Annotated in this window: 25 protein-coding genes and 1 tRNA gene; 7 read left to right on the top strand and 19 right to left on the bottom strand. The window is 66.6% G+C overall.

Annotation, left to right across the window (positions count from 1 at the left end):
- The first annotated feature begins 23 nt into the window (after positions 1–23).
- Positions 24–437 carry a peptide-methionine (R)-S-oxide reductase MsrB gene (gene msrB / locus CCR97_RS08660; protein WP_111360505.1) on the top strand — a complete coding sequence of 138 codons (414 nt, stop codon included), beginning with the start codon at positions 24–26 and terminating at the stop codon, positions 435–437.
- A gap of 134 nt (positions 438–571) precedes the next feature.
- Here msrB and CCR97_RS08655 read toward each other — a convergent pair whose 3' ends face one another.
- The gene (locus CCR97_RS08655; RefSeq protein ID WP_201159431.1) at positions 572–991 is read right to left on the bottom strand and encodes a DUF4189 domain-containing protein; all 420 of its coding nucleotides are present in this window, start codon (positions 989–991) and stop codon (positions 572–574) included.
- A 168-nt stretch (positions 992–1,159) separates the two neighbouring features.
- Here CCR97_RS08655 and CCR97_RS08650 point away from each other — a divergent pair, with 168 nt between their 5' ends.
- A complete protein-coding gene (locus CCR97_RS08650) occupies positions 1,160–1,603 on the top strand; it encodes a hypothetical protein (RefSeq protein ID WP_111356255.1) in 444 nt (147 codons plus the stop codon).
- A 49-nt stretch (positions 1,604–1,652) separates the two neighbouring features.
- Here CCR97_RS08650 and CCR97_RS08645 read toward each other — a convergent pair whose 3' ends face one another.
- The 4 genes from CCR97_RS08645 to CCR97_RS08630 all read right to left on the bottom strand — a co-directional run bounded on the left by CCR97_RS08645 (position 1,653) and on the right by CCR97_RS08630 (position 2,926).
- Positions 1,653–1,889 (bottom strand): hypothetical protein, encoded by a 237-nt coding sequence (locus tag CCR97_RS08645; protein ID WP_111356254.1) that lies wholly within the window; start codon positions 1,887–1,889, stop codon positions 1,653–1,655.
- A complete protein-coding gene (locus tag CCR97_RS08640) occupies positions 1,886–2,098 on the bottom strand; it encodes a hypothetical protein (RefSeq protein WP_111356253.1) in 213 nt (70 codons plus the stop codon). Before CCR97_RS08640 ends, CCR97_RS08645 begins: the two co-directional genes overlap by 4 nt.
- A gap of 496 nt (positions 2,099–2,594) precedes the next feature.
- A complete protein-coding gene (locus CCR97_RS08635; protein WP_111356252.1) occupies positions 2,595–2,789 on the bottom strand; it encodes a hypothetical protein in 195 nt (64 codons plus the stop codon).
- Entirely contained in the window at positions 2,786–2,926 is a 141-nt protein-coding gene (locus CCR97_RS08630; RefSeq protein WP_201159430.1) for a ribbon-helix-helix domain-containing protein, read from the bottom strand. The genes CCR97_RS08635 and CCR97_RS08630 overlap by 4 nt, the downstream gene beginning before the upstream one ends.
- Before the next feature lie 104 nt (positions 2,927–3,030).
- Between CCR97_RS08630 and CCR97_RS08625 the strand changes: the two genes are divergently transcribed.
- The 4 genes from CCR97_RS08625 (at position 3,031) to CCR97_RS08610 (ending at position 4,058) form a co-directional block, all read left to right on the top strand.
- Positions 3,031–3,264: a hypothetical protein gene (locus tag CCR97_RS08625; RefSeq protein WP_146618679.1), complete on the top strand. Its 234-nt coding sequence runs from the start codon at positions 3,031–3,033 to the stop codon at positions 3,262–3,264.
- Between the two features lie 33 nt (positions 3,265–3,297).
- Entirely contained in the window at positions 3,298–3,459 is a 162-nt protein-coding gene (locus CCR97_RS08620; protein ID WP_170145733.1) for a hypothetical protein, read from the top strand.
- Positions 3,460–3,560: 101 nt separating this feature from the next.
- Positions 3,561–3,845: a hypothetical protein gene (locus CCR97_RS08615; protein WP_111356249.1), complete on the top strand. Its 285-nt coding sequence runs from the start codon at positions 3,561–3,563 to the stop codon at positions 3,843–3,845.
- 138 nt (positions 3,846–3,983) lie between these two features.
- A tRNA-Gln gene (locus tag CCR97_RS08610) sits at positions 3,984–4,058 on the top strand.
- Here the strand turns inward: CCR97_RS08610 and CCR97_RS08605 are convergent.
- The 11 genes from CCR97_RS08605 to CCR97_RS08555 form a co-directional block, all read right to left on the bottom strand.
- Complete coding sequence (locus CCR97_RS08605; protein ID WP_111356248.1) at positions 4,059–4,352, bottom strand: hypothetical protein; 294 nt, start codon at positions 4,350–4,352, stop codon at positions 4,059–4,061.
- 240 nt (positions 4,353–4,592) lie between these two features.
- Complete coding sequence (locus tag CCR97_RS08600) at positions 4,593–4,736, bottom strand: hypothetical protein (protein WP_170145732.1); 144 nt, start codon at positions 4,734–4,736, stop codon at positions 4,593–4,595.
- A 4-nt stretch (positions 4,737–4,740) separates the two neighbouring features.
- A complete protein-coding gene (locus tag CCR97_RS08595) occupies positions 4,741–5,358 on the bottom strand; it encodes a hypothetical protein (protein ID WP_201159429.1) in 618 nt (205 codons plus the stop codon).
- Between the two features lie 3 nt (positions 5,359–5,361).
- Positions 5,362–6,591, bottom strand: coding sequence for a lysozyme family protein (locus CCR97_RS08590; protein ID WP_111355267.1), 1,230 nt, complete (start codon positions 6,589–6,591; stop codon positions 5,362–5,364).
- A 77-nt stretch (positions 6,592–6,668) separates the two neighbouring features.
- Positions 6,669–7,640 carry a right-handed parallel beta-helix repeat-containing protein gene (locus CCR97_RS08585; RefSeq protein ID WP_146618621.1) on the bottom strand — a complete coding sequence of 324 codons (972 nt, stop codon included), beginning with the start codon at positions 7,638–7,640 and terminating at the stop codon, positions 6,669–6,671.
- Entirely contained in the window at positions 7,640–8,029 is a 390-nt protein-coding gene (locus CCR97_RS08580; protein ID WP_146618620.1) for a hypothetical protein, read from the bottom strand. Before CCR97_RS08580 ends, CCR97_RS08585 begins: the two co-directional genes overlap by 1 nt.
- Before the next feature lie 9 nt (positions 8,030–8,038).
- Positions 8,039–8,725 carry a hypothetical protein gene (locus CCR97_RS08575; RefSeq protein ID WP_146618619.1) on the bottom strand — a complete coding sequence of 229 codons (687 nt, stop codon included), beginning with the start codon at positions 8,723–8,725 and terminating at the stop codon, positions 8,039–8,041.
- Position 8,726: 1 nt separating this feature from the next.
- Positions 8,727–11,327, bottom strand: a complete 2,601-nt coding sequence (locus CCR97_RS08570) for a host specificity factor TipJ family phage tail protein (protein WP_201159428.1) — start codon at positions 11,325–11,327, stop codon at positions 8,727–8,729.
- A gap of 58 nt (positions 11,328–11,385) precedes the next feature.
- Positions 11,386–11,811, bottom strand: a complete 426-nt coding sequence (locus CCR97_RS08565; RefSeq protein ID WP_111355263.1) for an NlpC/P60 family protein — start codon at positions 11,809–11,811, stop codon at positions 11,386–11,388.
- The gene (locus CCR97_RS08560; RefSeq protein ID WP_146618618.1) at positions 11,795–12,046 is read right to left on the bottom strand and encodes a hypothetical protein; all 252 of its coding nucleotides are present in this window, start codon (positions 12,044–12,046) and stop codon (positions 11,795–11,797) included. Before CCR97_RS08560 ends, CCR97_RS08565 begins: the two co-directional genes overlap by 17 nt.
- Before the next feature lie 173 nt (positions 12,047–12,219).
- Entirely contained in the window at positions 12,220–12,744 is a 525-nt protein-coding gene (locus tag CCR97_RS08555) for a hypothetical protein (RefSeq protein ID WP_146618617.1), read from the bottom strand.
- A gap of 70 nt (positions 12,745–12,814) precedes the next feature.
- Between CCR97_RS08555 and CCR97_RS08550 the strand changes: the two genes are divergently transcribed.
- Positions 12,815–13,249, top strand: a complete 435-nt coding sequence (locus CCR97_RS08550) for a translation initiation factor 2 (RefSeq protein ID WP_201159427.1) — start codon at positions 12,815–12,817, stop codon at positions 13,247–13,249.
- Between the two features lie 10 nt (positions 13,250–13,259).
- Here the strand turns inward: CCR97_RS08550 and CCR97_RS08545 are convergent, their stop codons facing one another.
- The 3 genes from CCR97_RS08545 to CCR97_RS08535 are packed head-to-tail and all read right to left on the bottom strand — an operon-like array spanning position 13,260 to position 16,756.
- The gene (locus CCR97_RS08545; RefSeq protein WP_111355261.1) at positions 13,260–13,691 is read right to left on the bottom strand and encodes a hypothetical protein; all 432 of its coding nucleotides are present in this window, start codon (positions 13,689–13,691) and stop codon (positions 13,260–13,262) included.
- A 2-nt stretch (positions 13,692–13,693) separates the two neighbouring features.
- Positions 13,694–16,477 carry a phage tail length tape measure family protein gene (locus CCR97_RS08540; protein WP_111355260.1) on the bottom strand — a complete coding sequence of 928 codons (2,784 nt, stop codon included), beginning with the start codon at positions 16,475–16,477 and terminating at the stop codon, positions 13,694–13,696.
- A gap of 6 nt (positions 16,478–16,483) precedes the next feature.
- A complete protein-coding gene (locus CCR97_RS08535; protein WP_111355259.1) occupies positions 16,484–16,756 on the bottom strand; it encodes a phage tail assembly chaperone in 273 nt (90 codons plus the stop codon).
- Between the last annotated feature and the right edge of the window lie 39 nt (positions 16,757–16,795).

The raw sequence follows: 16,795 nt of genomic DNA, 5'->3' as shown, positions 1-16,795 counted from the left end.
CCGGCCCGACCAGGAGACCCCCGATGGACACGCGCACGACCGACAAGACCTATCCGGTGACCCGCACCGAGGAGGAGTGGCGCCGCCTGCTGACCCCCGAGCAGTACCAGGTGATGCGCCGGCACGGCACCGAGGCGCCGGGCAGCTGCTCGCTCCTGCACGAGAAGCGCGCCGGCGCCTTCGTGTGCGCCGGCTGCGGCCAGAAGCTGTTCGTCGGCAAGACCAAGTTCGAGAGCGGCACCGGTTGGCCGAGCTTCAACGACCCGGTGCCGGGCGCGGTCGAGACCACGACCGACCGGAGCTGGGGCATGGTGCGCACCGAGGTGCATTGCAGCCGCTGCGGCAGCCATCTCGGCCACGTCTTCCCGGACGGCCCGCCGCCGACCGGCCAGCGCTACTGCATCAACGGCGTGGCGCTGACCTTCGAGCCGGAGTGAGGGACGTGCGCCGGGCCGGCGTGGCGGCCCGGCGACCGCCACGGCCACGAACGCATCGGCGGTGACGGCCTCGTGCCGTCACCGCGGCCTGCCCTCACTGCGGTGCCCTTTGTCTCGGTTTGCCGTCTCATCGGTCACCGCGTCGTGCAGACCCAGCGGCGAATGCTGCAGCTCGCGCTGCGCTGTCTGCAGAAGCCCGTCGCTTTCTGCTCCGCCTCGGCCCGGCTGTTGGCCCAGGCCGCCCCGTAGGCGTTGTTGCCGCCGGTCGCCAGCGCCCCGCAGGCGTTCTTGAACCAGATGACGATCTTGCACCCGCCCCCGCAACTGGCGAGCGCCTCGGATTCGGCGCGGGCCCGGCTGTCGTAGTCGAACGACCAGCCGGCCCGGCCCGAGTCGGTCGAGAACGCGATCGCCCCGAACTTTTCCGCTGCGGCCGCCGCAACCGTTCCGGCGACGAGCACGGCGCCGGCGAGGAAGCCGACGAGGACCCGAGCCCTCGCCGTCGCGACGAATTCCCGCGCGCGACCTGCTCCGATCTTCGCGTTACCCGGCATCTCGATCTCCGCGACGATGAATCGGCGGTATCGTCACACTCCCGGGATGAGACCGCAATCAGCCGGCTCCAACGAAAAAGGGCCCCGCTCTCGCGAGGCCCTTCCAAAAAGGGGTGCGGCCGGCTCTTGGGGGAGAGCCGGCAACGATAAGCAATATCAGAGGGATAAATGACGACGGTTGCCCATTCCCCGGATTTTCCCCGCCGCGCCAGAAGCCGCGCGCGCAAGGTGACCGCCGCGGCACACACGATCGAACGCAGCCTGCGTCAGCGGATCGAGGGCGCCCTACGGGTCAGGGTGGCCGCGGCCAAGTGTCGGAAAGTTTCGAAAGCTGTGGAGAGCGACTTGACGCTCGATTGGGCGTTGGCCGAGGTCGAGCGAAACGGATTGCGGTGCGCCGTCACCGGTATTCCGTTCTTCAAAGAAGTGAAGAGGGCGACGAATTGGGATCCCTACGCCCCGTCGATCGACCGCATCGTCCCGGCCCGCGGGTACGTTCAGAGCAACTGCCGGATCGTGCTCGCCAGCATCAACGCCGCATTGTCGGACTGGGGCGAGGAGGTGTTCGCAGACATCGCCAAGGCATTCCTCTCCAGGCGAGAGGGGCGCTGAGGGTCGTTGTCCCTCGTCCCTCCTCGATGGTCCAGCGCGCCGCCCCAACTCAGCGCCGCTCGCGCGCGTACTTAGCGGCCCTGGTCACAAGCTCCTCGGCCTCTGAAAGATAGCCGAGATAGTGGCCGGTGATGTCATCGGACACGCTCTTGCCCTTCTCTGCGTCAAAGGCGTCTCGCTTCCCGTCGATCGACGCCCACGCCCGGGCGATGTCCTCGATCGTAACGCCAGACTGGCGAAGCTCCTGCATCAGCTTCGCGTGGCGCATGTCGCACACTTCGCTCATCCCCTGTCCTCCTCGACGTCCGGCGCGTTCCACGGCCGGGGCGGCTGATCGTGCTCTCCGGTGGCGAATACCACGAGGTCGTCGGGGCCGATCTCGCGGGCGGCGCGGCGATCCCACCATTTGTGAATGAAGGCGGGCCCGCCGAACACGCGCCGGGCCCGGAGATAGGCGTCGTCACGGAAGCCGACGTAGTGGACGCAGCGGGTCATGGTTAGGAAGTGATTAACGGCTCGCCGTTGATTTTGCTGGGGGACGTTTTCGGGCCCGCCTCCGATTCCAGGAAAGAAACCACGCAGCGAGGAAACTCCCACGATACGACCGCACGATCGGGAGGCGCCGCAGCCTGTAGCGGCGAATGTCGTCAAGCACGATCGGGTACGGCTTGGCGTATCTCAGGGGAAGATGGCGCTTCGGACGCGGCCGGCACAACCGCTGTTGCGCTTGCAGTGGCAGTTCCATCCCCTCTCCTCCCTCTACGGGTGCTGGTCGGCCTGCCGGCGGCGGGCGACACTCGCCCACATCGCTTTCTCGCACCAAACGCCGCGTCGCCTATTGGGGAGTCGATCGACTGGCGCAAGTCCGATCGACGCCCGCGTCTCGTTGAAGAGCCGCAACGCATCATCCACGATGCACGTCGGCATCACCCCTCCTTCGCCGGCTCCTCCGGCGCTCCTCCTCACCCTGCCGCCAGCGCGGGCGGGGCGGTTAGACCACCTCACAATCGCGAACGGCACGCGCCTTGAGCTTCTCGACCGCGGCGGCATCGCTCATTCGGCACTTGTAGCCGTTGGCGCGCTCCCACGACGCCTTGTCGCGTCGCTTCTGCTCGGCCTGCTCCTCGGTTCCTTCAAACTCGAAGTACCCGTACCCGACGATGTAGATCAGCCACTTTTCCGTCATCCCTCTCTCCTCTTCTCCGCCCGCTTGAGCGCGACCTCGACCGCGCGGCGGATGAACTCCGATCGTGACGAGACCTCGCCCCGTTCCACGACGGCGTCGATCTTGTCACGCTGACCGGGGGCGAGCGTGATGCTCACCGCCTGGGCTCGTAATTCTGTCTTCTTCGGCTTGCGTCCCATCGCATTTCTATGGTACGTTTATTTGAGACTGTCAAGAGGGGAACGACATGGCCGAGCGATGCTTGAACGAAGAGTTCCAGTTACGCGGTGCATCCTTCGAACTGTGGGCCGACGGCGGCCCGGACACGTGGTGGCTGGCGACGAACGAGCAGCGCACCGCGGACCAGCACGGTGTCCCGCTCAACACCGTGCTGACCGGTGACGAGTTCAAGCCGCCGCTGACCGGTGCTGAAATCAACGCGATCTATGACGTTGTCCTGGACTACTACTGCGACGACTACGGGCCGGAGAACTGACCACCAGCGCCGCTGGCGCATGGAGGATGAGGGATGGACTGGTGGAGCAGGAACGACGACGGGGTGTGGTGCAACGTGTGCGGCAATCTGCTGAAGGCTGCGTTCCATTGCACCGAGGAAGAACTTGACGAGTACGAGCCGGAGCAGTGCCGTCAGTGCGATGCCCCGGATGAAATCGATCCCGACGCAATCTGACGCAGGAGCCTCATCAAGATGAGCGATGACGACGACGAACCCGATCACCCGATGTGCGACCCCGGCCACGAGCAGTGCCGTGACTACCAGGGCACATCAGAATGCAGCGCGACCAGATCGAGCGGTTGCGGGCGGAGAACGAGCGGCTGCGCGGCGTCACGGTCCCCGGCGTTGATGGCGAGGCGCAGAACGGCCTCAACGACACGTTCCTCGGCGACCCATACCCGGTTTCCTCGATAATTGCAGATATCCGCCAGCGACACGTGCAGGCGCTCCATGCCGGGCTGAGCCGCCGCGATTGGTGGGCGACCGAGACAGCAGCCAACGCGCTGCGGGATAGCATCGACCGGCTTCTAATCCGGTTGGAGCAGCAACGACGGACGTGACCCCCGCCCGCGAGCGCGGGCAGCAGGAGGAGAGGAAGATGATCACGATATCGCCGGTTCGGATGTGGGCGACGTTGTTCGGATTCTACGTTCTCGGCGTCGTGGTTGGGCGATTTCTAATTCCCTGACCAATTCCACAGGCGCGTAGCTCAACGGTAGAGCACCGACCTTTGACGTCGGCGGGCGCAGGTTCGAATCCTGCCGCGCTTGCCACTACAGCTTCGACCACGGAATCTTGCTGACCAGATACCAGAGCCCGGCGACGAACATCGACGCCAGCCCACCGACCTGGACCAGCACCCACCATCCGCTCTTGGCGCCCGAGATCGCCGCGAGGAACTCGTTGCTCACCTTCTCGACCTTGTCGTCGATCCGCTCGACGTGGGCCGCGATCCGATCGAGCGTCTCCCGTGTGTGTCGAGCCTCGGCTTCGAGCACGGCGATCCGCTCGCGGGCCTCGCCGTCGAAAGGGCAAGGGCGCCGCGGCTCTGGGCAGGGTTCGGCCATTTCCATGTCATCCATTCGGGGGCACCCATATGCCGGGCCGGCGACGCACATTGCACACAGGGGAGAGCGGCGCGCGGACGCGAGCCGAGAGGTGGGGCTACTTTTGCCGCGTCACATCGGTCGTGGCGGTCTGGCTCGGCTCGTTCCGCGAGACAGGTGCCGGCGGTAGGCGCACAGGGGTGACGCCCGGGACGTGCTGGCCGGGGCGCATGAGTGTATCGATCTTGATCATGCTCTCTCTCAGCTAGATCGCGGGAACAGCCACAGCGGCCATAGAATGACTGACCACGCCGCACCGTGCGGACAGGAGCTGCGGCTTATCAGGACTGCGACCATGCAGCCGATCATCAGGTAGATGGAGACGGCGGCGAACATCCAGATCATGGTGTCACCTCTTGCCCTTCACGGCTTTGACGATCTCGCCCACGACGGACGGCGCCGGCTGGCCCGTGATGGCGGTGAGGCGCTCGTGCGAGCCGGTCCAGACGTGCACGCCGAGCAGGCCGAAGCGGGCGCCCCACCAAGTGGTGAGCAGGCCGGACAGCGCGACCACGTCGGCGACACGGCCCGTCACGGTCGCCCAGATCATCAGGGCGGCCCAGACCGGGCATTCGACCGCGAGCTCGTAGGCGAGGATCGTCCGCCAGGACGACCACCAGCCGTCCGGCCGCGCGGCCGCCGCCTGCACCTCGGCCCGGATCGTCTCGTTGACGGATTCGATGCCGCGGGCCCGCGCCTCGTGCTCGGCCTTGGCGATCTCGGCGAGAGCCGGCCAACGGGCGTGCGCCTCGGCGTCGGCCGCCGCGAGCTTCTCTGCCACTTCGGCCGGCGTCGCCGTGGCGATCGCCTTGCCGACCGCCTCCGGGGTTGCGTCGGTGCCGAGCGCGTCGGCCAGCACGTTGCCGACCACGCCGCCCAGCATGCCACCGAGCGGCCCGCCGAGCGCCCCGCCGATGATGGGGGCGCCGGCTCGCGCGAGCTGCCCCCCGAGGTCTTTCCAGTCCATGGACTACTCCTCCGTGGTGTCGAGATCGGTGGACACCGGCTCGGCCGGCATGGCGGCCGCCGTGCGCCGGCGCTGCCGCCAGACGTGCCAGGCGATGACGCCGAGGCCGATGACGAACAGCGCGGCGAAGGCGAACAGCGTCCACTCCGTGGCGCCCCAGCCCTGCTCGACGCCGGCGGCGGCGCCCGCAGCCGCCCCAGCCGCCGCGGTGCCGGCCGCCGCACTGGCCGCGCCTCGGCCCGACCCGGACTCGGCCGAGAACGCCTTGGCGGTCGTCAGTGCGTTGTCCCAGCGGTTGGTGAGCCCGCGCCAGAACTGCGCGCGGTAGCCGACCACGTCGCGCTCGTAGCCCTCTCGGGCCGCGCGCAGCGCATCAAGGAGGGCCGCCGGCGGCATCGCGGCCGCGGCGGACCGAGTGGTCTGACCGACGACGCCGTCCTGCGTGACGCGGACCGCACGCTGCAGGATCCGCGCGGCGCCGGTCGGGCCCCGGTTGAATGCCGTGTCGCGGAGGAAGAACTCGACGCCCGGGTCCGGGTGCCAGCCGGCGACGCCGGACGTGTAGGCGAGCACGTAGCCGATCGCGCGTTGCTCGGCCTCGGCGTGCCGACCGGCCTCGATCAGCGCCTTGAGCGCGGCGGCCTCGGCCGGGTGATAGCGGTCGTTAATGCCGGCCACCTCGTAGGTTCCACCGCCGTCGCCGGCAGGCAGCCGGTAGACGGCGAGGCGGCCCTTGGCGTCGCGCCGCGCCTCGAAGTCAAGGATCGCCTTGCCCATGCGAGACCGGATGTCGGCGGCGGCAGCCGGCCGGGCCGGGGCCGCGGCGCCGATCGACAGGTCCCACGGCGCCGGATCGTCGTAGCGCGCCGGGTCGGCCGACACGGAGATGTGCAGGTGCTTGTCGTGCTTGCTCGAGCCGCTGTACGGCCGCCACGTCCAGGGCGAGACCGTGGACGAGCAGATCCGGCCGTTCGAGATCAGGTATTTGATGCGCGGGTCGCGCCGCTTCCGCAGCCAGTCGGCGAGCGCGTAGGTGTCGACGCCGCCGGACGGGTCGTGGGTGATGTCAATCGCCGTGACGACGCCGGCCGCGTTCGGATTGTGGTCGCTCGCGCGCGCCGCGTGCGACGTGTCTCCGATCGTCCCGTCGTGGCTCTTGTTCCGCCGCGGGCGCGCGGCGTCGATTTGGTCACGCAGCGCGAGCAACGCGCGCGCGACACGCCAGGTCGGCATGGCGGTTCTCCGTTGATTCAGGGGATCGCCCGGCAGCCGGCCGGGCGCGGGTTTCAGCTTGTCACCAGCGCGGACGTTCAGAAGCCTGAAATCTTTTCCGTGATGCCATCAAAGTTCGTAGTGTTGAAATTGTATTGAGCAGCGAATATCTTTGTTCCGCCAGCGCTGGCACGATGAAATCCTACCGCGCACGACCTTGTGTAAGGATACGCCCATGTAACAGAATAATTATAAGCAGAATTGTTACATGCAAAACCAGCCGTCGTGCAATCTGTCGCAATGCATCCGGACAAGATCAAGCCGTAGTTAGCCGTCGCCGCGCCGTCCGGCTCGACATCGAACCCGCACGATATATTGCTATTGCTATTTCCGTAATTGTGGTCCTTGGACACGCACCCGGACGCTGTGCAATTTTGCGTACCGACAAACGAAAAACCGTTTCTGCTGCTATTCTTCGCATAGCAGTTGCGAAAATGGGAATTGGTGGAACTGCCGTCTGATACAGTGCCACCCATATAAAAACAATCAGAAACGGCATTTATCACCGAACATGCGTCGATGATGCAGTTCTCGGCGTTGATGAGGTAGAATGCAGCCGCCTGCCCGAATTGTCCGACACCGAGATATGGCAGCAGAACGCCGGCAGCGCGACGTGAAACCGCGTTACCGTCATATCGCAAATCTTGAATTATGACGTTGGATGGGCCGGAACCAAGCCAAGTTTCCGACGTCAGATGGATGCCGGTGCAATTGATATCCGCGACGGGGTGAGCCTTGATCGTCGCGCCGTTACCGATGATCCGGGTGTTCGATCTCACATACAGAGGACGAGTGTGGAACACCGTCAACAGAGGCCCTTCGAACACGATCACCCGGCCTGCGCCGTCGTCGAAGAGCTTCTGTAACGCCGCATCCTCCGGCTCGGCACCGTTTCCGTTTCCGATTCCGAAATCCCGATGTGCATAGATCGGGTCGAACCGGTTGCGAATGATCGGAGGCGACGCCGGAGCCCGCAGCCTGTCGATACGACCATATAGTCCCGCGTGCATCAGAAGTCTCCGCCCGTCGCGATGATGTTGAAAGCCTCGGCCTTTTCGGTCGCGGCACGAAGCGAGTAGCCCGACGGAAGAACGAGCGGTTGGTGCGACATGTCGATGGTGGTTCCGAATGCCGGGACCGACGCGGACTTCTCCACCGCAGAAACGGGGACCTCTTTCCACAGCCTGTAATTCGTACCGTCGTGCACGAACAGTCGAATCATACCTGCCGACGTCGTCACCACGGCCTTGATGTCGATTCTGTCGATCCTGCTTCCCGATGACCCTGCCGTCAGGATCATGACGACCGTCCCGGATCCGTCGAGATTGGTATTGGCCGCTGAGACTTGAGCGGCACCACACCGCGGGGTCGATGCGTAATTGGCCGTCGTCGACATCATGCTCTCCTGTCAGCCGTGAATCTGGATGGAAAGAAGGGGGTCGAACTTCGTCGCGGCGACTGCCTCGCTCGCTGCCGCGACCGCGGCATCTCTGGCTGCGACCGCAGCCGCCTCCGCTGCTTCTGCCGACGCTATGATCGCGGCGGACACTTGATCGGTGACGATCCGGAACGTCGCGCCGACTTGCTTTCCGAGCACGTGCATGCCGGCGACCAGTCCACCGGTTGCGACGTCGTTGCCCGTATTGGTCTTGATCGTGAGTGTCGTGCCGCCGCCGTCAAAGGACACCGTCACAGGCGACCCCGTGTTCGTCTCGTAGATGTTGAGCAGCACGAGGTTGCTTTCGCCGATCGGGTAGGCAGCCGTCGCGAGGATGGCGTTCGGCGTGCCGGCTCCGGCGTCCACGGCGATGATGAACGGGATCGGGAGGTCGCTCTTTCGCACCCACCCCGATCCAGTGCTCTCGTACACTCCGTTGTAGGCCGGGATGCTGTCGCCATTGACCCAGGCTTGCGTGTTCGCCGGCTTCGTGGCGGCGTACAGTGCTGCGCGGGATGAATAGGTGAGCCCGGGATTGGTGGTGAGCGATGGGAATTTCTTGACGCTGTAGTTTCCGCCGCCCTCGTCCTGCAGTCCGATCGTGAACGCTGGCACGGAGCCGATGGGCTTGTTCGGCAATCGAATCGGATCAGTCATGTCATGCCTCTGCGAAGGTGGTGCCGGGGACGGTGTGCTCGTAGGTCGCCGACCAGCTCGACGTGAGGCTGTTGACGCCGACGGCGCGGATCGCGAACTCGACGACGTCGGCAGAGCCGTATGGTGAGCTGTCGAGCGTGATGGAGTCGGAACCGCCGAGCGCCGTCGCAGTCGTCCAAGTGCTGGTCCCCTGCTCGCGGTGGCGGAGCTGATACTGCAGCACCGGGGTCGCGTCGCCTGCCGAGAAGAACCAGGAGATTTCATCGACGGTCGAGACCATCGACGTGATCACAGGCGTCGCCGGCGCTGGGATCAGCGAATCGCCGATCGTGTCTCCGATCGCCGGATCCCACGCTGGCGGCACCTCGGCCGCGGTCGACGTGAAAATCTCCGGCGCGTGCGGGACCAGCGTCAGCACGGCCGTGTGATTGTCGCCGCGCTCGATCTTCTGGACGATGACCTCGATCGCCGGCGAGGCCGTGGTGTAGACCGTGGCGAGGTCACCAACCGCCGGATCCGTGCCGGCGTCGGCCAGCACCAGCCGCCGCGTCTCCCCTGTATCCGGCGTCGAGAGCAGCCGATCCGTGATGGTGCCGTTTGCGGCCCGGAACGCAACGCGATAAACGAGCCCGGCCTCGACCGACACCACTTCGTCGACATAGACGACGCCGGAGTCGACGCCAATGACACGCCCGCCGGTCTGCCTCCGGTCGATCACCGGATGCACCAGGATAGCGGCGTCGCCGCGGGTCAGGATCAGGTGCTCTGCATCCTGCGACACGGTCCACGACCGGCGCCGATAGATTGCCTCGTATTGCCGTCGCCGCGCCTCGATCCAGATCTCGTCGGGGTGCGTCTTACCTGGCAACCGCAATTCTTCGATCACGACAGGATCGCCGACGAAGCCGGGCCAGCGCACCACGCGACGGCTCGGCGCGTAGTTGTTGGTCTCGTCCAGAAAGTCGATCGCGAAGGCATCGGGGAAATTCGGCGGTGTGTCGGTCTCGGTCAAGTCCCACGAGTTGCGCGGGCTGATCAGGTCGTAGAAGGTCGTCCTTTCACGGTCGATCGAGACCGTCCAGACCGAGCCGCGCCGGATCACGATGGCGCGGCCCGCAGAGGCGACGTCGGTGAGGAAATCGTCCCGCGTGATCTCGTCGACCTGGTAGGCGTTGAACTCCAGACCTTCGCTGTCGCAGAACTCGGCCCAGTCCTGGAATGCATCGAGATCGAGTGCCTCGTCCGGTTCCGGCCAGACGTTTTGCGGTCCTTGCAGCGCGGCGCGCGCGATCGAGGCCGGGTTGCGGGTCGCCTGCGTCACCCACGCACTGCCGGTCCAGTCTGGGACGATGCGGGTCGCGAGCAGGTTGAAATTGTCGAGGGTGCCGTTCAGCCGGCCTGAGGCGCGCATGCGCAGCTCGGCCACCGCCATCGGCGCGTCGAAGGCGAGCGGATATTCCGGTCGGAACGAGCGCAGCGCGGACCACGACCACGCCGTCTGTTGCGACGACGACCCATCGTCGACGGCGTAGCGCGTCACCTTGATTTCATACGTACCACGCGACGGGAGCGCAAAATATTGCGCTGCCCAGAACGGCCGACGCTCCATTGCCGTAGCCGAGACCGTTCCGAGCGTATTCCATTCTGTTGCGCCCACCTCGCGCGTCTCGACGACGGCGGTTGCGGTCCACGCAATGTAGGAACCGTCGTTCTTGACGTGAAACAACCCGCCCGGAAAGAAGATCTCGACTTCGACTGCCGTGACCTCGGTCGCGGTCGTTCGAATCTGCGCCCCCTCGTCGTACCGAACCTGAATGTTGAGATTCTCTTCGATCACCTGAGATGTGCAGTAGACGAGCTGATCGTCGCCTGTTGTGCCCTCACGCAACGTGATCTGATAGTCGCCGGAGTCGATTTTCGACAGCGCCGTGGTGCCGATCGCCGGCGCAGCAGCCGATAAATCCATCCGGCCTTGACCGAGCAGGAAGGCGGCACGGATCCAGCGCTGCCGCCCGACCACCTCGCCGTAGGGCAACATGGCGTAGGGCGGCGCAACGCGCACGCGACCCCACAATTGCGGAACCGGCCCATTGGCATTCGGCCTGTTTTGGAATCCGTTGATCGAGTAGACGGCGCGGTCGTCCTTCGACTGATCCGCGCCGCGGACCGGAACGAGCGCGTTGACCAACAAAGTTCCGCCGAACAACGCGGTGGCGGAAATCAACGACGTCGCAAGGTTCACGGTCGCAGCCGTCGCCGTGAAACCAGTCAATCCGGCAGCGCCTAGGGCAGCGTTTGCGGCCGCCACGCCGTAGAACTGACCGGTCGCGATCGACGCGACGGCCACAGCCAGGAACAGCGCCGAGCGGAAATAGTCCGTCGCCCCCGGCATCGCCCGGATCAGCACGACGACGCCGGGCCGCGGCCGCACCCGGCCCCAGCGCTCGACCGGGATCACGTGCTCGCCGATCGTGACCCGCAACCGGTCGTACATCGCCGGCGGCAGGCCGGGCAGCGTGCCGAGCACCATGTCGAGCACGCTGGCGCCGAGTGGCGCCACCCAGTCGACGGCGCGATCGGATGGCCCGAAGTCGGGCAGCACGCGGGCGCGCACCAGCCCGAGGTCAGGCAACGGCGCCGGCCGCGTCGTGGTGAGGAGATCAGCCGACATTCACGTGCCTCAGCACTCGCGACACCAGCCCGTCCCACGGCGCGCGACGGTAGGCCTCGATCCGGCTGGTGATGCCGGTCATGACGTGCAGGTGATGCCCGGGCCATGCGACCAGCCCGACGTGGGACTCGGTCAGGCCGTAGCGGAACAGCATCAGATCGAACGGCTCGGCCCGGTCCACGGGCACCTCGCGCCACGGCCAGGCCGCAGCGTCACCGGCGAGCGCCCCGGCGATCTCGGCCCGCTCCGCCTCGCACGGCGCGCCAGCATAGCTCGGCAGCGTAATGCCGAGCTCGTGGTCGTAGACGAGCCGGACCAGACCCCAGCACGAGGCGCCGGCCCGCGTGAGCCCGGCCTCCAGGTACGGGATGCCGAGCCACGCGGCCGACCAGTGGCGATCAGTGACCGGCTTCACGCTTGCCGCCGATCGCTGAGATGATGATCGCCGCGCCGACGCGGTTCTCGATCGTCATCCGCAGCGGCATCACGGCCTCGGGCCCGGCCTCGCAAATCCGCCCGGCACCTGGGATAAACGGGCGCACACCCGGACCTACGACGCCACCCGTCGCATACCCTCGCTGCGGCAGCAGTGCTGTTGCCGCAGCCGGCGCCGCCAGTCCGACGAACCGGAAGAACGATCGACGATCCATAGTGACTCTCCTTCAGCGAAAAAACCCCGGCGCCTTACGATCGGGTGGGGGTTTCATTCAGCTCGCCGTTGTTGTATTGGTGGGTCGTCTCGCGGCTTCGCGCGCGCTCATTGCGGCAGTACGGAGCCCGTCTCGGTGGACCGCGTGGCCGAGACGCGAAGCCGCGGGGCCTCTCACCTAAAAAGCCCCGGCGCCTTGCGCTTCGTCTGCCGTTCCCCGCTGAGCGGGTAGAGCAGATCGGCAGCGCCCGAGCGGTTGGCGTGGCGGGACACTTCGAGCGTGATCGCCTCGTACTTGACCGAGCGGTCCACGACCCGCAGTCCGGTGTAGGCGAGGAACTGCTCGTCCGGCATGGCGATCATCACCAGCGCGACCGAGACCGTGGCGTCGGCGGTCAACCCGCGGATCGACGACCACACGTCCTCGACGACGTTGTCGATGGTGATCGTCGTCGACTGCGCGTTTTCGCTCGTGTCGTCCGGGAGCACGCTGCCGAGCAGCGCGTGCACGTAGGTCTCGCCGGCCGACACCAGACCGTAGCGGATCGGGTCGCTCGACAGCCGCGTCACCGCCTTGTCGGTGTACCGGAGCGGCGCCGAAAGCGTGTCGTCGTCGATCGTCACCAGCACGGCGTAGTCGGTCGTCGACCGCTCGGCGTTTAGTTGCTGTTTTACAACACTCGGGATCTCATTCGGCACGGGCTACCGCCTCCCGATTGTGCCGCGCTCGCGCCGGTCGTAGCGTCCAGCGTCTACACGGGAGGGGATCATGCGTGTATTGCCAGTCATGCTGGCCGCGCTGATGTGCGCCGGCTGCGCCACCATGGTTCGTGGCACCGACGAACAGGTGCGGTTCGTGTCTGAGCCGGAGGGCGCGCTGGCGCGGCTCTCGAACGGCCTGTCCTGCGTCACGCCGTGCGAGATGCCGCTGCCGCGAAAGTTCGAATTCAGCGTCACGTTCGAGAAGTCCGGATTCGAGCCGCAGACCATCGCCGTGAAGTCCGAGGTCGGCGCCGGCGGTGCGGTCGCGGGCGCCGGCAACATCATCGTCGGCGGCGTGATCGGCGCGCTCGCCGACGGCAACTCCGGCGCAATGCTCGACCACACGCCGAATCCTGTGGCGGCCCGCCTCGTCCCGGCGCAGCGTTCCGCCCCGGTCACGCCGCACAGCCCCGTGCGCCCGCCCCGCTCGCCCACGAGCTGAAGGCTCACCATCACCCCGGGAACACGAGCAACGTGAACGACAGCCGCGAGAAGTAGCCCGCGACCTGCGACTCGGCCGGCGCCGCGTCGAACTCGGCCAGCCAATAGGCCGAGACCTCGATCGGCGCGCCGTCCTCGTCGGCCAGGACGAGCCCGTCCTCGTCGCCGAGCAGCGCACCATCGTGACGCGGATCGCGGACCACGAAAGGCAGCACGCCGCCGGCCAGATCCTCGGCCCAGAACCGGCGGAACCTGGCCATGTCGTTCGGCCCTTTGAGGTAAACCTGCGCCGCGACTGGCGTCATCGCCGCGCTGTTCTTGAGGCGCGTCTTGCCAGGCCCGGTGTCGGTCGGTGTGCGCAGCCGGCCGTCCGGCTGCGTCAGCGAGAACCCGTCGACCAGCACGTACTCCGGGAGTTCGCCCGGCCAGACCGCGACCGCCATGATCAGGCCCCCATTCGCCGCGGCCGCTGGCGTGCGCCGAGCGCGCCGAGCACCGACCGGTTCCCGGCGCCGCCCGGGCGCATCGACCCGGCGACCATCTCGTCGATCACGATGCGTGGCTTGCGGCCGCCGCGGCCGTCCGACTCCTCCTCGACGCGGACCTGCGCCGACGAGTTGTTGACGACGTTGAATGTAAAGTTCGTTGACCCGCCACCCCCCACACCCGTCGCAGCCACACCCATCCGGCCGTCCGGCGTGCGTCGCAACGGCATCACGACCTCGGGCTTATTGCCTTCGGCAATCGACGCGATCCCGCCGTTCGCGAGCGGGAAATATTGCATCCTGTCGACGATGCCGCCGCGTTCGAACGGGATGATGTTGCCGCCGGCGAACACGTTGCCGTTGGCCGAGCCGAACAGGCCAGAGATCCACGAGAACATGCCGCCTCCCGCCGCGCCGCCTGTAGCTGCACCGGCGGCTGTCCCGAAAATTCCGTCCCACACCTTGTTGGCTGCCATCTGGATCAGGCGAGACTGGAGCGACGTCAGGACCGATGAGAACTCGTCGGCCGTGATCTTACCATCCGCCATCGCCTGCGCGATCGATCCGAACGCCTCGCGCCCCGCATCGCCGATCGACTTCATGGAATTGTTGAATCGGATCGCCGCGGCCTCGGAGCTGTTCAGAGCCGCCGCGACGTCGGGGTAGATCGACTTGAGCTGTTGCGCGATCTGGACGTCTTCCGACGACAGAAACGCGGTCTCGCGGTCAAACCTGATTTGGTCGTTGATCTGGGCAACAGCGGTCTGCCGCTTGTACTCCGCGGTGGCCTCGTTCTGCCGGAGCAGAGACGCGAGGTGAGCCTTGTCGTAGGCGTCTCTATTCCCGTAGGTCTGCAGCGCCTCTTGCTCAAGCTGATGCCTGATCTGCAAGGCTCCACGCATCTTCTCTTGCTCTGCTGCCGATTTGCCGACGAGGTCGAGTTCAAGCCGCGCGGTTTCCACGCTCTGCTGAGCAGACAGCGTCCTGGCGTTGACCGCATCCGCGATGGCGCGATTCGACTGCTCCAGCGACACGAGCCGCGCGCCCTCGATCTGAGCCGCGCGCTCGGCGGTCGTCAGCTCTTGCCCGGCGAGTTCGAGCGCCTTCTGGCGCGCCGCGATGTTGGCCTGCGCGTTCGGGCCGCGCGCGTTGGCCGTGTCGATGCCGAGCCTCGTCTGCGCGGCCACGCGCTCCATCGGAGACAGCAGCGTGTCCACAGCGCCCTGCGCACGCTGCATGGCAAGCGCGGCCTGATCGATGTTCTTGGTGAACTCGGCGAACCTCGGATCCGCCATCGCCGTCGCGAGAGCCTTGATCTTGTTTTCCAACTCCTCGCGCTGCTGCACCTCCTGGGTCAGCGCGCTGATGATCGGTTGCACGGACAGCGACCGCGCCCGCGACTGGCTCTCCTCCGACGCCTTGCGCTCCGCCTCGGCGACTTTCAGGAGAGCGTCAATCTCGGCCTGCAGCTGCGCGACACGCGCTTGCGCTCCGGCTGCCGGGTCCTTCGACATGAAGAAGCTGGAGGCCGGGTTGCGCGCCATCTCCATCGCGCGACGCTGCACGTCGAGCATTTCGATCGTCTTGAGGCTGATCTGCTCTTGCGTCGACGGGCCGGAGACGATGCGATCGACGCCGCGCCCCATCGCGTCATACGCATCGGGGGCGGCATTCGCGACGGCGTTCCATGCCCGCGCCCACTTCGACGTGCTCGCCTCTGCCGCCTCGATCTTCGGCCTGAGCGCGTCGGTGAGCGTCGCGATCGCCCGCTGCCGGTCGCCCTGTTCCGTCAGCGTCTGGATGTAGTGCAGGGTCTTGGCGTCAAGGAATCCGATGCGCTCGTTCAGCGACTGCGCGCCCTTGACCGGATCAGCGAACGACTCGGCCATCATCTTGGCCGCTTCCGGGCCGGAGACGCCGAGGAACTTTTCGAGCCCGTGGCCGATCGACACGATTTCGCCGATCGCTGCCGAACCGATCTTCCCCGTCTTGACGAGTTCGGTCGCGAGCGCACGCGCCTCGGATATCGAGTAGCCGGTGAGACCGGAGCGCGTGGTGGCGATGTCGTTGAGTTCCGACACGGTCGCCCCCGACGCACTGCCGGCGCCGAGTAGCGCCATCTTCATCTCGCGCTGCGCGTCGGCGTACTGCATCGCCGCCATCGCAGCCGCGGTGCCGATCGCAAGAACCGCGCCGGCCGCGAACCGAGCAGGCGTGACGAGGGCTGCGATTTGCTGGCCGAATCCGGCCATCGAGCCCTTCGTCGACTTGAAGATGTCGATGACCTGCGGCCCCTGGCTGACCAGCGTCATGAACGGCGACTGGCCCATCGCCAACATGGTGAACACGTCGGCGGTCTGTCGCCCGAGATTGGTCATCTCGTGCGCGGCAAGTCCGGTCGAGCGAGCGAGATTTTCGTTCGCCGGCACGATGTCGAGATAACGGCGGCGCGCCTGCTCCATCACGCGCGCGTGCTCGTTCTGCGTGATGACTGCCTGTTGTAGCGCCCGGTCGGCAATGCGCTGCGCGCGCTCGAATGCCTGCTGAGCCTTTACCGCCGGGTCGACCTGCGCGTTCATCGCCGCAAACGACCGCGCCGCCGAGGTCTGCCGGCGCGTCATGGTGTCCGACGACACCGCGACGGCCTGTTGCGCATCTGCGACATCCCGCAAGTCCGAGGCGACGCGGTCCACGCCTTCGGACCGGCCGACCACCCGCAACGTCCTGACCGCGTTCAGTTCCATGTCGCCTTAGTCCCGCTTCTGCCGCTGCCGTTCCGCCTCGGCCCGCTCTGCCTGATCGGCGAGCCACTCTGCGTCGACCGCCCGGACCATGCGGACCAACCGGTCGAAGTCGTCGCCGTCGAGCCCGGCGCGCCCGGCCCATCGGTCGAGCGCGAGCCATGGGATCGGACCGGCCCCGCCCATCGCGCCGTACTGTCGATCTCCGGAGAGGTCGTGGAACGCTGAGAGATAGAGCTCGGCGCCGGGGAGCGGCTCGGGCTCGTCCGGGATCTGCTCCAAGGCCCGGGCCGCTTCTTCGTCGCCTTCCGCGGCGCAGTC

Source organism: Rhodoplanes elegans, assembly GCF_016653355.1.
GTDB lineage: Bacteria > Pseudomonadota > Alphaproteobacteria > Rhizobiales > Xanthobacteraceae > Rhodoplanes > Rhodoplanes elegans.
Note: the sequence above shows the minus strand (reverse complement) of the source record. Positions and strands in the feature narration are given on the sequence as shown.

Coding starts and splice junctions, on each gene's coding strand:
- CCR97_RS08590 (WP_111355267.1), bottom strand. CDS start 6,591: ATGCCGACCTGGCGTGTCGCGCGCGCGTTGCTCGCGCTGCGTGACCAA.
- CCR97_RS08550 (WP_201159427.1), top strand. CDS start 12,815: ATGCGTGTATTGCCAGTCATGCTGGCCGCGCTGATGTGCGCCGGCTGC.
- CCR97_RS08560 (WP_146618618.1), bottom strand. CDS start 12,046: ATGGATCGTCGATCGTTCTTCCGGTTCGTCGGACTGGCGGCGCCGGCT.
- CCR97_RS08605 (WP_111356248.1), bottom strand. CDS start 4,352: ATGGCCGAACCCTGCCCAGAGCCGCGGCGCCCTTGCCCTTTCGACGGC.
- CCR97_RS08585 (WP_146618621.1), bottom strand. CDS start 7,640: ATGCACGCGGGACTATATGGTCGTATCGACAGGCTGCGGGCTCCGGCG.
- CCR97_RS08575 (WP_146618619.1), bottom strand. CDS start 8,725: ATGACTGATCCGATTCGATTGCCGAACAAGCCCATCGGCTCCGTGCCA.
- CCR97_RS08620 (WP_170145733.1), top strand. CDS start 3,298: ATGGACTGGTGGAGCAGGAACGACGACGGGGTGTGGTGCAACGTGTGC.
- msrB (WP_111360505.1), top strand. CDS start 24: ATGGACACGCGCACGACCGACAAGACCTATCCGGTGACCCGCACCGAG.
- CCR97_RS08580 (WP_146618620.1), bottom strand. CDS start 8,029: ATGATGTCGACGACGGCCAATTACGCATCGACCCCGCGGTGTGGTGCC.
- CCR97_RS08595 (WP_201159429.1), bottom strand. CDS start 5,358: ATGGACTGGAAAGACCTCGGGGGGCAGCTCGCGCGAGCCGGCGCCCCC.
- CCR97_RS08655 (WP_201159431.1), bottom strand. CDS start 991: ATGCCGGGTAACGCGAAGATCGGAGCAGGTCGCGCGCGGGAATTCGTC.
- CCR97_RS08635 (WP_111356252.1), bottom strand. CDS start 2,789: ATGACGGAAAAGTGGCTGATCTACATCGTCGGGTACGGGTACTTCGAG.
- CCR97_RS08645 (WP_111356254.1), bottom strand. CDS start 1,889: ATGAGCGAAGTGTGCGACATGCGCCACGCGAAGCTGATGCAGGAGCTT.
- CCR97_RS08540 (WP_111355260.1), bottom strand. CDS start 16,477: ATGGAACTGAACGCGGTCAGGACGTTGCGGGTGGTCGGCCGGTCCGAA.
- CCR97_RS08640 (WP_111356253.1), bottom strand. CDS start 2,098: ATGACCCGCTGCGTCCACTACGTCGGCTTCCGTGACGACGCCTATCTC.
- CCR97_RS08545 (WP_111355261.1), bottom strand. CDS start 13,691: ATGGCGGTCGCGGTCTGGCCGGGCGAACTCCCGGAGTACGTGCTGGTC.
- CCR97_RS08615 (WP_111356249.1), top strand. CDS start 3,561: ATGCAGCGCGACCAGATCGAGCGGTTGCGGGCGGAGAACGAGCGGCTG.
- CCR97_RS08650 (WP_111356255.1), top strand. CDS start 1,160: ATGACGACGGTTGCCCATTCCCCGGATTTTCCCCGCCGCGCCAGAAGC.
- CCR97_RS08600 (WP_170145732.1), bottom strand. CDS start 4,736: ATGATCTGGATGTTCGCCGCCGTCTCCATCTACCTGATGATCGGCTGC.